Origin of the sequence: Nocardia sp. NPDC006982 (assembly GCF_042869435.1) — a bacterium.
GTDB lineage: Bacteria > Actinomycetota > Actinomycetes > Mycobacteriales > Mycobacteriaceae > Nocardia.
In genome coordinates, this window is record NZ_JBIAFV010000015.1 from 160,083 (window position 1) to 174,435 (window position 14,353).

The following is a 14,353-nucleotide window of genomic DNA, read 5'->3' on the forward strand; positions in this document are numbered from 1 at the left end:
ACCATCCAAGTTAGCACTCTGCGATAGAGAGTGCTAACCCGATTTCGAGGTCGGAATAGGAACCGTGACAGCGCGGTTGGCTCGGAACATGGCGATCGCAGATCTCGGACGGTTCGGTGTATGGCGCTACTACGGGGCGTTCACCCCGCAGGACGCACAGGACTTGGAAGGACTCGGCTACGGCACGCTATGGCTCGGCGGGTCCCCGCCCGCCGAACTACCGGTGATCGAGTCGCTGCTCGAGGCGACCGAGTCGATCACCATCGCCACCAGCATCGTGAACATCTGGACGGCGCCCGCGAAGCAGGTCGCGGAGTCGTTCCACCGGATCGAAGCGCGCTTCCCCGGTCGGTTCCTGCTCGGCCTCGGTGCGGGCCACCCCGAACACCAGGGCGAATACCGCAAGCCCTACGACGCGCTGAGCGAATACTTCGACGAACTGGATGCCGCGGGCGTACCGAAGGAGCGCCGTGCCCTCGCCGCCCTCGGCCCGCGCGTGCTGCGGCTCGCGGCGCAACGGTCCGCGGGTGCGCTGCCCTACCTCGTCACCCCGGAACACACCGCCCGCGCCCGCGCCGAACTCGGTGAGGGCGTGCTGCTGGCCACCGAACACAAGGTCGTCCTCGACGAAGATCCGGTCCGCTCCCGCATCACCGCCCGTCCGCGCGTCGAGTTCTATCTCGACCTCCAGAACTACGTCAGCAACCTGCGCCGCCTCGGCTTCACCGACGACGATGTGACCAAACCCGGCAGCGATCGCCTCATCGACGCCCTGGTAGCTCACGGCGACGCGAACTCGATCGTCGATCGCCTCTCCACCCACCTGAACGCAGGCGCCGACCACGTCGTCATCCAAGTCCTCGCCGACGAAGCCGCCACTCTGCGCACCCTCGCACCGCTGCTCGCGAAATAGCCCCGCGGTGGCGATCGGCTGAGTTCCGGCCGATCGCGATTTCCGCCGCGAAAGACAGCATTCGTCCTAAGACAGCGTTAGAAAGGGCGCCGTCCGCTTCCATCGGCGCTGTGACTGCGCACACACTGGTCTCCGACCGACGCAAGGCCGCGTCGAAGAAGGAGATCTTGTGACTACGACACAGCCTGTCGGCGAGCGCCGGGTGGTCGCGAATGTATTGCGTGGTTCCATCGGCAATCTCGTCGAGTGGTACGACTGGTATGTCTACACGGCATTCAGCGTGTATTTCGCGAAGTCATTCTTCCCGAAGGGTGACTCGACCGCGCAATTGCTTTCCACCGCAGCGATTTTCGCGGTCGGCTTCCTCATGCGGCCGCTCGGTGGCTGGCTGCTCGGCCGCTACGCCGACAAGTTCGGACGCCGCTCGGCGCTCACGCTCTCGGTGACGGTGATGGCGGCGGGCTCGCTGCTGATCGCGCTGACGCCTGGATACCAGACGATCGGAATCGCCGCGCCGGCACTGCTTTTGCTGGCCCGGCTGTTGCAGGGTCTTTCGGTGGGTGGCGAATACGCAACCAGCGCAACGTATTTGTCCGAGGTGGCCTCGACGGGTAAGCGCGGGTTCTATTCGAGCTTCCAGTACGTCACGCTGGTCGCCGGACAGTTGGTGGCGCTCGGTGTGCAGATCATCCTGCAGCAGTTCCTGAACAACGCCCAGATGAACAACTGGGGCTGGCGCATTCCGTTCGTGATCGGTGCGGCGGGCGCGCTGATCGTGATGTGGCTGCGACGCAGCATGGACGAATCCGAGCACTTCGAGGCCGAGGTCGAGGCCGAACGCGACCCGGCGGCAAGCAGCGCCGGTGCAAACCAGCCCGCGCGCGGTTCGCTGCGGATGCTGCTGCAGTACCCGCGGGAATGCCTGCTGGTGATCGGGCTGACGCTCGGCGGGACCGTCGCGTTCTACACCTACACCACGTACATGCAGAAGTTCATGATCAATACCTCCGGCATCGCCAAGCCGACGGTCTCGTGGATCAACTTCATCGCACTGCTGGTCTTCGTGGTGCTGCAGCCGCTGGCCGGGGCACTGTCCGACCGGGTCGGACGACGTAAGCTGCTGATTTTCTTCGGCGTCGCGGGCACTCTGCTGACGGTGCCGATCATGACCGTGATCGCGCACACCAAGAATCCGATCGCCGCCTGGGCGCTGATGATGGGCGCGCTGGTCATCATCACCGGTTACACCTCGATCAACGCCATCGTGAAGGCCGAGCTGTTCCCGACCAAGATCCGCGCGCTCGGCGTCGGCCTCCCGTACGCGCTGACCGTCGCGATCTTCGGCGGTACGGCCGAAACCATCGCGCTGACGCTGAAGCAGGCGAACCATGAATCGCTGTACTTCTGGTACGTCGCCGGATGCATCGGAATCTCGCTGCTGACCTACTGGTTCATGCGGGAGACCTCGAGCGGATCCGCCATCGACGCCGATGCCGCTGCCACGGACGATGTTTCGCTCACCAAGGCGAATACCTCGGCCACCGGGCCGGACCGTGACCTCGCGGCGGCTCGACCCTGACGGCCCGACCGCACACGCCGCTCCATTGCTGTGGGAGGATCGGCGTGTGCGGCTGGCGGTGGTCGAGGACGATGACGGCGTAGGCGACGCGCTGGTAGAGGCGCTCAACGCCCGCGGGTATCAGGCCGAGCGCAAGCGCCGCGGCGCCGATCTGCTCACCGCGCACCGCGGCTACGACGCGGTCATCCTGGATCTCGGACTACCCGACGGTGACGGTCTGCAGGTGCTGCGCCAGCTGCGCGAGGTGAGTTCCGTGCCGGTGCTGATCCTGACCGCGCGCAGCGACGAACGCTCGATCGTGCGCGGACTGCGCGGCGGTGCCGACGACTATCTGGTGAAACCGCCGCGGATCGCGGAATTGATGGCCCGGCTGGAGAATGTGGTCCGGCGCGCTGCCGCCGGATCGCAGCCGGAGCGTGCCGATGTGGTCACCGGCGATGTGCGGGTCGATCTGGCGGCCCGGGTGGTCGAGGTGGCCGGGCGGCCGATCGCATTGACCCAGAAGGAATTCGAATTGGTGGAGGCGTTGGTGGAGCGGCCCGGTGCCGCGGTCAGCCGCCAGCAGTTGATGGATCGGATCTGGGGTGACGCGTTCGTCGCGGTATCGCGCTCACTGGATGTGCACATGACCGGACTACGCGCGAAATTGGACCGACCTGGGCTGATAACGACGATTCGCGGCTACGGTTACCGCTGGGGCCAGTGATCGTGCCGGCCCGAATGACCTAGCAGGAGCGGAGCCCGGCATGCGCAGACGACTACTCGTCGCGCTGACGGTATTCGCGGCGATCGCCGTCTTCGCCTTCGCGGTACCGCTCTCGCTGACCTTCGCGACCAGCCGCACCCAGGAGTTCGTGGCCGATCGGTCCGGCGATGCCGACCGGTTCGCCAGCCTCGCCGATGCGGCGGTGGCCGAGGGTGACAGCCGGGCGCTGGCCGACGAGGCCGGGCGCTACCACGATCTCTATGGGGAAAACGTGCTCGTGGTAGATGCGCGTGGTGCGCGGACGGTGAATGCGGGCGTCGATGCGGCCGCCGATCCCGTCGAGGACGCTGTTGCCGCCGCCCGCCGCAACCAGCGGCCGCAGCCGGTGTATCGACTGACGCCGTGGAGTGCGTCGACGGTGCTGATCGCCCGTCCGGTCGGCACCGGAGTGCAGGTCAACGGCGCGGTGGTGATCGAGGCATCCACTGCCCGCGCCCGGCGCGATATCGCCCGCGCGTGGGCGGTGATCGCGGTCGGCGCGGTGCTGGCAATGGTGGTGTTCACCATGCTGGCGCTGAGCCTGGCGCGCTGGGTGCTGCGCCCGCTGGCGGCGCTGTCGCAGGCGGTCGCCGAGTTGACCGCAACCCTGCCGAAGCCGCGTGCCGAGGCCGCCGCGCACGTCTCGATCGCCCGCCACCACGGCGGGCCGCCGGAAATGCGGGCGGTGGCGGAATCCTTCGATGCCATGGCATTGGCGGTCGCCGATTCGGCGGATGCGCAACGTCAGCTCGTTGCGGATACCGCGCATGCCATGCGAAACCCGCTCGCCGCCTTGACGATTCGTCTCGACTCTTTGGAAGCCGCGATTCCGGAAAGTGCGGTGGCGACCTTCCGTAGCGCGGGAGCCGAGGTCGAACGGTTGACCGCGCTGCTCGATGGCCTGCTCAGCTTGGCGGTCGCCGAGACCCCAGCTGCTTTCGAGGCCGCACGCACTCCATCCGATACTGAAATCCATTGCGATGCAGTGCAAGTGGCTGCCGATCGGATCGACGCCTGGTACTCCGCCTACGAGAGCACCGGGCAGGAATTGCGGGCGGAACCGCAGGTCGCCGAGGCCGAAGCCGCAGTTTCCGCCGATGTACTCGCCCAGATTCTCGATGTGCCGCTGAGCAATTCGCGCAGCTATGCCGGGCCGGGCACGCAGACCGTCATCGTGGTCGACGCCGAGCCCGGATGGGTGACGGTGACCGTCCGTGACAATGGGACCGGCGTCGAACCGGCCGAGATCGACAAGCTGACCACCCGGTTCTTCCGCGGCTCCGGTGCGTCGTCCGGCGGCTCGGGCCTCGGGCTTCCGATTGCGACGGCACTAGCCCAAGCGCGCGGCGGCACCTTGTCCGTGCTCCCCGTGCAGCCGCACGGTCTCGCGATCCAGATTCGGCTGCCGCAGGCGGTGCGGTCATGATGCGGCGGCGGAAGTTCCTGGCGCTCACCGCCTTCGGTGTCGCAGCAGGTGCGGTCGGGTGTGGTTCGGATCCGGAGCTGGTGCGGCTGGCCTCGGGCGAGGTCGGTGGCTTCTATCACGCATTCGCGGAACTGCTCGCGGCGGTGGCCCGGGAGGAAGGCACGGTTCGGATCGAACCGGTGACGACAACCGGTTCGCAGGAAAATCTGGGGATGTTGGCGAACGGGCAGGTGGATGCCGCACTGGCGCTTGCGGATTCGGTGCAGAGTGAGCGGGCTCCCTTGGTGGCGCTCGGTCGGGTGTACGAAAACTATCTGCAGTTGGCCGTGCGGTCGGAAGGGCCGATTCAGCAGGTCACCGATCTGCGCGGGACCCGGGTCAACCTAGGGGCCGCCGGATCCGGTGCGGCGGTGACCGGGGAGCGGCTGCTGTGGGCCGCGGGCGTGAATCCCGTTTCGGATGTGGATATTTCGCATCGACCGCTGCGAGATGCGGTTGCGGGTGTGGAATCCGGTGAGCTGGACGCGCTGCTATGGGCGGGCGGCGTGCCGACCGACGCGCTCGATGTGCCGCAGCGGTTGCGGCTGGTGGAACTCGGTGATTTGGCCGCGCCGATGCGGGAGCGCTTCGGACACCTCTACGATTTGGTCGAAATTCCCGCCGACGCCTACGACAGTGGTCGTTCGGTCCGCACGGTCGGCGTCGCGAATCTACTGCTCGCCGCCCCGACCATGTCCGATGCCGCGGCGGGGGCGATTGTCGATCTGCTGGTTTCCCGCGCGGACCGGTTGGTGCCTGCCGAGGCAGCGGGCACCCAGTTCCTGGATACCCGCTCGCTCATCGGAACCGATGCCGTCCCGCTGCATCCGGGTGCGGCCGCGGTGTACCGACGGCGACACGGTTGAGCGTCAGGAACGCACCAGGCGAGCGATGGCGTCGGTGGCTTCTTTGATCTTGGCGTCGGCCTCGGGACCACCCGCGACCGCAGCGTCCACCACGCAGTGGCTGATGTGGTCCTCCAGCAGGCCCATCGCGACGGCCTGCAGTGCCTTCGTCATCGCGGAGACCTGGGTGAGGATATCGATGCAGTACTTTTCTTCCTCGACCATGCGCTGCAGGCCGCGGGCCTGGCCCTCGATCCGGCGCAGGCGCTTGAGGTAGTCGTCCTTCGCGGTGATGTAGCCGTGGCCGGAATGGTCGTGCGCGGTACCCGCCGAGTCACTGCCTGGCGCGGTGTCATTGTGCGACGGGGTGGGTGTCACCGACTGTCTCCTCGCTGCTCACCGGCTTGACCGGCCTAATTAATACCCCCCTAGGGTACAGTGCTGCGAGGGTGTTGTCAGGTTACCCCGCTATGCGCCGCGTCGGCCACCGGTGTGCGGATCGAGACCGCGGCCCAGCCGAGCCCGATCAGACTGATCCCGCGCACCGCCCAGTTCCAGGCGATCACCGCTATCGGGGCCAGGAATTGGATCATCAGCGTCACGCCGACCTGCAGGTAGGGCAGGGGAAAGAAAGAAGCTGGCCCGCACCCCGGCGACCGCGATCACGCCGAACCCGTCGAGGTGCGCAGGTGGCGCAGGCTGCCGAGCGTTGGCCGGATGTGGACCCGTCTGGTCGGGAATCGGGGGCGAGCGAGAGAATCGGTGCATGAGTTTGGATGTTCGGCCCGCGCTCGCCGTGATCGGCGGTAGTGGCTTCTACGATTTCTTCGATAACGAGGCGACCACCGTCGAGGTCGATACGCCCTACGGCAAGCCGAGCGCGCCGATCGCGGTCGGCGAGGTGGAGGGTCGCCCGGTGGCCTTCCTGCCCCGGCACGGCAAACAGCACGAATTCGCGCCGCATACGCTGCCGTACCAGGCCAATATGTGGGCGTTGCGCTCGATCGGGGTGCGGCGGATCTTCGCGCCGTGCGCGGTCGGCAGCCTGCGCGCGGACTGGGGGCCGGGGACCGTCGCGGTGCCGGATCAGCTGGTCGACCGGACCTCCGGCCGTCCGCAGACCTACTTCGACGGCGGCGGCGTGCACGTCTCCTTCGCCGACCCGTACTGTGACGAACTGCGCTCCGCGGCAACGAAATCCGCGACGGATGCGCTACCGATGAAATCCTCGGGCACCATGGTCGTGGTACAGGGGCCGCGCTTCTCCACCCGTGCCGAGAGCCGCTGGTTCGCCGCGCAGGGTTGGGAACTGGTGAATATGACCGGACATCCTGAGGCCGTGCTCGCCCGAGAACTCGAAATGTGCTATGCCGCAGTCGCTTTGGTGACCGACCTGGATGCGGGGCTGGAGGAGGGTGACGGTGTGCACGCGGTCGACGTCTTCGCCGAATTCAAGAAGAACCTCGGGCCGTTCAAGGAGTTGATCCGGCGCTCGGTTTCGGCGGTCACCGGAACCGATACCTGCGAACGTTGCCGTGTCCATGCAGGAGTGTCGCTGCCATTCGAACTACCGTGAGTTCGGGCAGCTAGTCAGGTTGGGTCCGGAACCGAACGCGGGGTGCGAATGTGATGAGAGTGCTGGTCACCGGGGCAGCCGGGTTCGTCGGGGCGCGGTTGCGGCGGGCATTGGCCGCAGCCGGGCACGAGGTGGTCGGGGTCGATCTACTCGGGCCGGATGTGGAAGTGCCGGATGGTATTTCGCGAGTAGACGTGCGCGATGCCGACGCGCTCGAGCCGATGCTGCGCGGTATCGATACGGTTTGTCATCTCGCCGCCGTTACCTCCGGGCCGGAATCGGCGGTGTTCGCCGCGCACAATGATCTCGGGACGGCGGTCCTGCTCGATGTGGCGGGTCGGGCGAAGGTGCGTCATCTGGTGCTCGCGTCATCCATCGTGGTGTACGGCGAGGGGCGCTATCGCGGGATGAACAGCGGGCCGTTCTATCCCGGATTGCGGCGGCGGGCCGACCTGGATCGCGGCATGTTCGACCACCTGGCGCCGCGTACCGGAGAGTTGCTCACCTGGGAGCCGGTCACCGAGGATGCACCGCTGCGTCCGCGCGGCTTCTACGGTGCCAGCAAGCTGGCGCAGGAAAACTACGCGCTCGCTTGGGGTTTGGCCACCGGTGCGGCTGTCACGGCATTGCGCTACCACAACGGCTACGGCGAAGGGACGCGCTCCGGATTCATCGGAAACTTCCTCGCCGCACTCGATCAGGGCCGCCCGCCGTTGGTCGACGAGGACGGCGGACAGGTCAGGGATGTGGTGCACGTCGACGACATCGTGGCCGCCACCGTGGCCGCCGTCGACCGCCGCCCACCCGGCTTCGTCCCCCTCAACATCGCCTCCGGTCACCCCATCACCATGTGGGAAGTCGCGTCGATCATGGCCAAAGCCCGCGGCGGCCCGGCCCCCGTGGTAACCGGCCGCTACCACCTCGCCGATGCTCGCCACCTCGCCGCCGACCCCGAACGAGCTAGGCGCACACTGGGTTTCACCGCCCGAATCGCACCCGCCCACGGTCTCGCCGAACTCGCCGCCCCCGCAGTCGAGACCACCACACCTCAACGGGAACCCGCTCCACTACACGTGCGAGCCGCGCCGCCGCCGTCCGCGCCCCAGCATCAGGTGCACCCGGAGCCGCGGCCCGTTGCGCCGATCGTGCGTCCCGAACCCCGCATCGACGCTCCGGCGCCGAACGCAAAGGTGTCCGCGCCCCGGCCGGAACCAGTAATCGAGCGTGCCGGCCCGAACATGAACCCGCCTGCCACCCACTCCGAGTTGGCGAAACCGGAGGCCGGACCCGGTTCGTCGATGTGACTCCTGAGCCGGCTGCTCTGTGCGTCAGGTTCGCGACGAAATCCGGTCCGAGGCCCTGCATCAGCGCATCCACGCGGCGTGTGCGCGCATCGACCAGAAACGGCGCAACCCCGGGAGGGATCCCCGGGGCCGACTCGGAGCCGATCGGTCACGCTTTCGGGGGAGCGAAGGCGTCGGCGTGTGCGTGGGCCCACTGGACAAAGGTGTGCGGTTCTCGGCCGGTCACTTCCTCGACGGTGGGGTAGACCTGGGATTCGTCGAGGGTGCCGTCGACGAAGAAGCTCCAGAATGCGTCGACATAGTGCTGCGGCATGGAGGCCTCGAGTTCGGCCCGCGTTTCCGCATTCGTCAAGCCCTGGCAGACAAGTGGCCGGTTGAGCGCTTCGGCGAGCACCGCGACCTGATCGGCGGGCACGAGCGCCTGCGGGCCGGTCAGCTCGAGGACGTGCCCGGCCAGTCCGCCGCCGGTCAGGGCGACCGCCGCGACCGCCGCGATATCGGCGGGATCGATTGCGGCGACAGGCACGTCGGGGAACTGGGCGCGGATCACATCACCCTGTTCGAGTTGCGGCAACCAGCGCAGCGCATTCGACATGAAGGAGCGCGGGCGCAGAAAGGTCCATGCCAGGCCGGATTCGCGCACGTCCCGCTCGGCCTGCGTCATATACGCGGAGACCGCATTGTTCATATCCTCGAGCGCCGCCGAACCACCCGAAAGCAGCACGATGTGCTGGACGCCCGCCTTCTTCGCGCGGGCGAGCAGGTCGGGGGTGTCGGCGTAGCCCGGCAGCAGAAACATTCCTGTGGCCCCGTCCAGGGCTTCGGTCAGGCTTTCCGGCTGGTTCAGATCGCCTGTCACCGCCTCGACACCGGCGGGCAGCTGCGCCCGCGCTGGGTCGCGGACCAGTGCGCGCACGGCAGCGCCGGAATTGCTCAGTGCCGCAACCAGTTCTGTGCCGATATTGCCGGTCGCGCCGGTCACCAGGATCATGTCGTTTCCTCCAGAGTCGCAGCGGGTTGCCCCGTCGATCATGCGGAATCACCGAGCCGCGCGCCCGGACCGATCCCGCGAATGAATCGAGATCGCCGCACCCGCCTCGACCGTACCGTCGGCACACCGAGTTAGGCTCGCGCAGTGGATACTCCGCTACGGCTAGAGGTCATCGTGGCCAGCACGCGCCCGGAGCGATTCGCTCCGGTGGTCGCCGACTGGTTCCTGCGCACGGTCCGGGCGACCCCCGAATTCGACACCGGTGTCATCGATCTCCTAACCACCCCACTGCCGACCGACCTGACCTTCACGGCCGAGGTCGAGGCCTATCGCCGGCGCTTGGCCGCCGCCGACGCCTTCGTCGCCGTCACCTCCGAGTACAACCACGGCTACCCGGCGTCCCTGAAAACCGCCTTCGACAACGCGAAACACGAATGGCGCGCCAAACCCATCGGCTTCGTCTCCTACGGCGGTCTCTCCGGCGGCCTGCGCGCGGTCGAACAACTCCGCCAGGTAGTCGCGGAAATCCACATGGTCTCCATCCGCGAAACCGTCAGCTTCCACCAGGCCAAAAGGCGATTCGACGAATCAGGCAACACCCAAGACGGCGCCGCCATAGACGCCGCCGACCGCCTGATCCGCCAATTGGCTTGGTGGGCGAGAACTCTCCGCACCGCCCGCACCACAGACCCCTACCCAGGCTGACCATCCATGAGCGGAACCCATCGAGCGTAGTCGAATGGTAATTCGACGCGCCGCTGACTACCACCATTTCACTGCCCCGCCAAAAAGCCTGGAACGCTGGGCTGTGGGTCCCGCCCACAGGACCTACCGCAGCTCCAATGCCGCGCACCGAAACAAGCGGCTACTGCGGACTTCCCGCCATGGCTCGCCGCCCGCGCGGATGCCCGATATACGTCGCCTCGCGCGGAATCGACACCAACGTCAGATCGACCTGAGCAGTCCCGGTGCGCAGCACCACATGGTTCCCGATGGCTCCCGGCTGGTGGATCGACAGGTCCGGCCGAGTCGCGGGCCACCCCATCGGATCTCCGGTCACATAGATCGTCGTGACACCGGCGTGCGGCGCGGGTGCCAGCACACCGTCGACCACCGTCGCGGTGAACCCGGCATCGGATTGATGCGTCTCCACCGCGATCTGCAGCCGCTCCGGATTCCCGATGGTCGTCACCAGGTTCTCCCAGGCATGCGTCCGGTCGGTTCGGATCAGGATGCGTTCACCGACGGCCAACGCGCGGAACACCAACTGCTGAGCCAGATACAACTCACCGGCCACATACACCGTCGAAATACCGGTACCGACAATACGGACCGCGACACCCTGCCCCTCGTCATCGGAGCCGATCAGCTGACCGCAACCCGACGACGGCAGATGCAGTGCATCGATCACATCGATCGGATACTCGGTCACCGGAACCGCGTCGTCGAGATCCGGAACGCCCAGCGGCAGATGCGCGAGCAGACCATCGCGCTGCCGCCCGTTCATCGAGATCAGACCCTTGAGCTTCGTGCGCTCCGGCAGCTCCCGCGTGGTCAGCCGCCAAGCCGCACCGATGCTCACCGACTCGGCCGAACTACCGGGACGCAGCCGCACCGCGACCGTCGTACCGCGCGACGGCGCGACCCACAGCTGCGAGAGCAGATCCGAGCCGAGCCGCTTCGGGTCGACCGCGCTACCGATATTCACGCTGTTGCCGACCTCGGCATACCGCCAGCGATGAGTCAGCGTGCGCGGATCGAAGCCCTGCGTGACCTGCAGAACCGCCTTGCGGATCTCGGGTGCGGTAAGGATGCGGGCGCTGCAGTCGGCGTCCTCCAGGGTGCGCATAATGCGTTGCGTCGCAATGGTTACCGCGCGTGAGGCACCCTCACTGCCGCCACCGCGCCGGGCCGCGGCCTCCGGGCACGCGATCGCGTCGAAGCTGATGGCGAGCCACACATTCCGGTGTGCGGTCGCGGGCAGCGGACCCAGCAGCGATTCATAGATCTTGCCCGCGGGCGTACCGGAGCGGCTGCGGTGACCGTGGCTGATGATGTCGATACCGCTGAGCAGAATGTCGTGCTGGTTCAGGCATTTCGCCAATTCCGGCAGCGGCAGCAGATGCGAGGCGTGCACTGTCGTGCGAGCGATCCGGGTCAGCCCGCCCTTGGGGGCCAGTACCTCGACGACGGTGACAACCCGGCTGCCGTCCCAGTACAGCCCGAGCGAGCGACCGTCCGGGCCGCGGAAGTCGACGGTATCGCCGAGCTCGTAATCGCCATGGGTGAGGTAGCGCCACCAGGTGGCGATCCAATCCAGGATGGTGCGCTTGGCGATCGGGATCAGCGGCAGCAGTCCGGCGGCCACCGCGACGCCCAGCGCGGGCCAGGCACCGAGCCCGACCAACAGGGCGAGCAGTCCGGCAACGAGCCCGATCACCTGTGCGATCAACAGATTCCGCAGTGAGATGCGCCCGAGCAGCGGGCGTGGTCCCGCGCCGGCTTGTTCGGCCATCGTCGTCCCCCAAGTACCCGGTATCGGCCGTATCGCAGCGGCCGAGCTGAACAATAGTCCTCGGGAACTGTACTGTGTTCGGCGAACGCGAGCATTGTTCGGGGAGGGAAACATGCCTTCAAAACCCACTACACGGTGGCAGGTGAGCGGTTACCGCTTCCTGGTCCGCCGGATGGAACACGCGCTGGTGCGCCGGGACGTGCGCATGCTGCACGACCCGATGCGCTCCCAGTCCCGCGCCTACGCGGCCGGATTGATCATGGCGATCGTGGTGCTGGCCGGTTGCGGCGTGCTCGCACTGCTGCGTCCGCAGGACAAAGTTGGCAGTAACAAGATCCTGATCGGCAAGGAATCCGGCGCCGTCTACGTGATGATCAACGACGTGGCGCATCCGACGCTGAACCTCGCCTCGGCCAGGTTGGCCGCGGGATCGCCGGAAAAGGCCGTCATCGTCAAGGAATCCGAGATCGGCAAGAAAACGCGGGGCCAGCTGATCGGCATTCCGGGCGCACCGTCCTCACTGCATTTCGACAAGGACGGCAAGGGCCGGATCTGGACCGTCTGCGACCAGATGAAGGTGGACGGCAGCAAGGACCTCACCACCTCGGTGCTCGCCGGGAGTCTCTCGCTCGGCGAGAAGGCCTCGGTCATGGGTAAGGACCGGGCGCTGCTGGTGCAGGGCAAGGAGTCGGCGTATCTGGTCTACGACGGCAAGCGTGCCCGCGTCGACCTCAAGGAGCGCGCGGTCACCGACGCATTGAAGATCACCGGCGCTACCGCCCGGCCGATCGGTGAGGGCCTGCTCAATACGATTCCCGAAGTGCTGCCGATCATTCCGCCCAAGATCGATAATCCGGGCGGCTCGGTGAGCTACTCGATCGGCAACCACCGGATCGGCGACGTGGTGCACGTGCCCGCGCAGCCCAATACGGAATACGTTGTGCTGCAAGACGGTCTGCAGCCGATCTCCCCGGTGACCGCCGAGATCATCCGCAACCGGAACCGCTCGACGTCCGGCAACGACGTAGTCGATCAGATCGACAAGACCTACGCGCCGGTGTCGAACGCACTGCCGGTCGGCATGTATCCGCAGGTCGTGCCGTCAATCGTCGACTACAAGGACCAGCCGGTCAGCTGCCTGTCCTGGAAGCCGCTGGCCGCCGCCGCGGACAACAAGGACGGCGGCAATCGCGCCGAACTGACGGTGCTCACCGGTGTGGCCCTGCCGATTCCGGATAAAGCCAAACTCGTACCGTTGGCTCAAGCGGACGGTACCGGCCCCAACGCAGACTCGGTATACATCCCGCCGGGCACCGGCGCCTTCGTCCAGACCACCGGCATCGAACCCGACAGCCGCCGCAAGGACAGCAAGTTCTACATCGCCGACACCGGTGTCCGCTACGGCATCAAGGATTCCGACGCCGAAAAGGCACTCGGCATGGACACGGATTCGGGCACCAAGGCCGAACCGGCGCCGTGGCCCATCGTCGGCCTGCTCGCAGCCGGTCCGAGCCTGTCCCGCGCGGATGCGATGGTCGCCCACGACGGCGTCGCCGCAGACCCGTCACCGTCGAAATCACCTGTCGCCTCGGCGAATTGAGTCAGTCATCGGATTTCGAGGCCGCGCGCAGCTCGGCGACTTCGCTTCGTAGCGCGCGGATTTCGTCGGCCAGCATCGCGATCTCCACTTCGGTGCGGTCGGCGGTTACCTCGACGGACTTCAGCTGGTCCATCACCCAGCTGGTGGTGGTGCCGATGGCGAAGCTGATCAGGCCGATGCCGAGCGTCATCAGGATCAGCGCGATCATGCGACCCTGCACGGTCACCGGATACACATCGCCGTAGCCGACCGTGGTCACCGACACCATGGACCACCACAGGGCGTCGCCGAAGTTGTGGATCTTGCTGTCGGGTGCGCCGTATTCGGCATCGAAGAACGCCAGACTGCACAGGACCAGCGTGAGTGCCGAACTGGTGCCGACGAATACCGCGAGCCGGGCCCGGGTCACCCGATTGCGGTTGAGTTGGTCGAGCACCAACAGCGCCGCGCGTAACAACCGCACCGGACGAAACGGCGGCAGCAGCACGATCAACAGCTCCAGCGGATGCGTCCGCACGAATCGCCAGCGATTGGTGGACAGCCAGGTCCGGATGCCGAAGTCCGCGACGAAGGCCGCCCAGATCATGATGTCGACCCGTTCGAGCCAGGCATCGAGTCGCGGTGACGCTCCGGTATCGAGCACATGCCAGGCATAGACACCGATGAAGAGCACGGCGAGCACCAGCATCGGGATGCCGGTCGTGCGTTCCCAAGCTTGTCTACGGCTCGGTTGCCCGCCGTCGTGTTGTGCTACGTGCATGGGAACTACCTGTATCGATCGTGTGCGACACCCTATGTACCGCCGTTTGCCACGAAGACG

Annotated in this window: 13 protein-coding genes and 1 pseudogene; 9 read left to right on the plus strand and 5 right to left on the minus strand. The window is 66.7% G+C overall.

Translation table 11 applies throughout. From position 1 onward, the window contains the following. Window positions 1-88 precede the first annotated feature (88 nt). From ACFYOW_RS38905 to ACFYOW_RS38925, 5 genes are all read left to right on the plus strand, one after another. Window positions 89-913 carry an LLM class F420-dependent oxidoreductase gene (locus tag ACFYOW_RS38905; protein ID WP_387295252.1) on the plus strand — a complete coding sequence of 275 codons (825 nt, stop codon included), beginning with the start codon at window positions 89-91 and terminating at the stop codon, window positions 911-913. 169 nt (window positions 914-1,082) lie between these two features. Further along, window positions 1,083-2,492, plus strand: a complete 1,410-nt coding sequence (locus ACFYOW_RS38910; RefSeq protein ID WP_387295254.1) for an MFS transporter — start codon at window positions 1,083-1,085, stop codon at window positions 2,490-2,492. 46 nt (window positions 2,493-2,538) lie between these two features. Next, window positions 2,539-3,198 (plus strand): response regulator transcription factor, encoded by a 660-nt coding sequence (locus tag ACFYOW_RS38915; protein WP_387295256.1) that lies wholly within the window; start codon window positions 2,539-2,541, stop codon window positions 3,196-3,198. Between the two features lie 40 nt (window positions 3,199-3,238). Then, window positions 3,239-4,663, plus strand: a complete 1,425-nt coding sequence (locus tag ACFYOW_RS38920; protein ID WP_387295258.1) for a sensor histidine kinase — start codon at window positions 3,239-3,241, stop codon at window positions 4,661-4,663. Beyond that, a complete protein-coding gene (locus tag ACFYOW_RS38925) occupies window positions 4,660-5,568 on the plus strand; it encodes a TAXI family TRAP transporter solute-binding subunit (RefSeq protein ID WP_387295260.1) in 909 nt (302 codons plus the stop codon). Before ACFYOW_RS38920 ends, ACFYOW_RS38925 begins: the two co-directional genes overlap by 4 nt. A 3-nt stretch (window positions 5,569-5,571) precedes the next feature. On the opposite strand, the gene ACFYOW_RS38930 is transcribed toward ACFYOW_RS38925, so the two are convergent. Beyond that, entirely contained in the window at window positions 5,572-5,925 is a 354-nt protein-coding gene (locus tag ACFYOW_RS38930; RefSeq protein WP_387295262.1) for a metal-sensitive transcriptional regulator, read from the minus strand. 77 nt (window positions 5,926-6,002) lie between these two features. Next, window positions 6,003-6,149 (minus strand): hypothetical protein, encoded by a 147-nt coding sequence (locus ACFYOW_RS38935; protein ID WP_387295264.1) that lies wholly within the window; start codon window positions 6,147-6,149, stop codon window positions 6,003-6,005. Window positions 6,150-6,313: 164 nt separating this feature from the next. Between ACFYOW_RS38935 and ACFYOW_RS38940 the strand changes: the two genes are divergently transcribed. Next, window positions 6,314-7,123 carry an S-methyl-5'-thioadenosine phosphorylase gene (locus ACFYOW_RS38940; protein WP_387295266.1) on the plus strand — a complete coding sequence of 270 codons (810 nt, stop codon included), beginning with the start codon at window positions 6,314-6,316 and terminating at the stop codon, window positions 7,121-7,123. 53 nt (window positions 7,124-7,176) lie between these two features. Further along, window positions 7,177-8,145: pseudogene (locus tag ACFYOW_RS38945) on the plus strand (NAD-dependent epimerase/dehydratase family protein); the annotation flags it as partial. A 430-nt stretch (window positions 8,146-8,575) separates the two neighbouring features. On the opposite strand, the gene ACFYOW_RS38950 reads toward ACFYOW_RS38945, so the two are convergent. Further along, window positions 8,576-9,418 (minus strand): NAD(P)H-binding protein, encoded by an 843-nt coding sequence (locus ACFYOW_RS38950; RefSeq protein ID WP_387295268.1) that lies wholly within the window; start codon window positions 9,416-9,418, stop codon window positions 8,576-8,578. Window positions 9,419-9,562: 144 nt separating this feature from the next. Here ACFYOW_RS38950 and ACFYOW_RS38955 point away from each other — a divergent pair, with 144 nt between their 5' ends. Next, window positions 9,563-10,123: an NADPH-dependent FMN reductase gene (locus ACFYOW_RS38955; protein ID WP_387295270.1), complete on the plus strand. Its 561-nt coding sequence runs from the start codon at window positions 9,563-9,565 to the stop codon at window positions 10,121-10,123. Window positions 10,124-10,283: 160 nt separating this feature from the next. Here the strand turns inward: ACFYOW_RS38955 and eccE are convergent, their stop codons facing one another. Continuing rightward, window positions 10,284-11,933 carry a type VII secretion protein EccE gene (gene eccE, locus ACFYOW_RS38960; RefSeq protein ID WP_387295272.1) on the minus strand — a complete coding sequence of 550 codons (1,650 nt, stop codon included), beginning with the start codon at window positions 11,931-11,933 and terminating at the stop codon, window positions 10,284-10,286. Window positions 11,934-12,045: 112 nt separating this feature from the next. Here eccE and eccB point away from each other — a divergent pair, with 112 nt between their 5' ends. Then, on the plus strand, window positions 12,046-13,533 hold the full coding sequence (eccB, locus tag ACFYOW_RS38965) for a type VII secretion protein EccB (protein WP_387295274.1): 1,488 nt from the start codon (window positions 12,046-12,048) through the stop codon (window positions 13,531-13,533). Window position 13,534: 1 nt separating this feature from the next. Here eccB and ACFYOW_RS38970 read toward each other — a convergent pair whose 3' ends face one another. Then, window positions 13,535-14,293, minus strand: a complete 759-nt coding sequence (locus tag ACFYOW_RS38970; protein ID WP_387295276.1) for a potassium channel family protein — start codon at window positions 14,291-14,293, stop codon at window positions 13,535-13,537. Window positions 14,294-14,353 lie beyond the last annotated feature (60 nt).

Excerpts from the sequence above, each read along its gene's own strand:
- ACFYOW_RS38950 (WP_387295268.1), bottom strand. The coding sequence starts at position 9,418 with ATGATCCTGGTGACCGGCGCGACCGGCAATATCGGCACAGAACTGGTT.
- ACFYOW_RS38940 (WP_387295266.1), top strand. The coding sequence starts at position 6,314 with ATGAGTTTGGATGTTCGGCCCGCGCTCGCCGTGATCGGCGGTAGTGGC.
- ACFYOW_RS38920 (WP_387295258.1), top strand. The coding sequence starts at position 3,239 with ATGCGCAGACGACTACTCGTCGCGCTGACGGTATTCGCGGCGATCGCC.
- eccB (WP_387295274.1), top strand. The coding sequence starts at position 12,046 with ATGCCTTCAAAACCCACTACACGGTGGCAGGTGAGCGGTTACCGCTTC.
- ACFYOW_RS38905 (WP_387295252.1), top strand. The coding sequence starts at position 89 with ATGGCGATCGCAGATCTCGGACGGTTCGGTGTATGGCGCTACTACGGG.
- ACFYOW_RS38925 (WP_387295260.1), top strand. The coding sequence starts at position 4,660 with ATGATGCGGCGGCGGAAGTTCCTGGCGCTCACCGCCTTCGGTGTCGCA.
- eccE (WP_387295272.1), bottom strand. The coding sequence starts at position 11,933 with ATGGCCGAACAAGCCGGCGCGGGACCACGCCCGCTGCTCGGGCGCATC.
- ACFYOW_RS38970 (WP_387295276.1), bottom strand. The coding sequence starts at position 14,293 with ATGCACGTAGCACAACACGACGGCGGGCAACCGAGCCGTAGACAAGCT.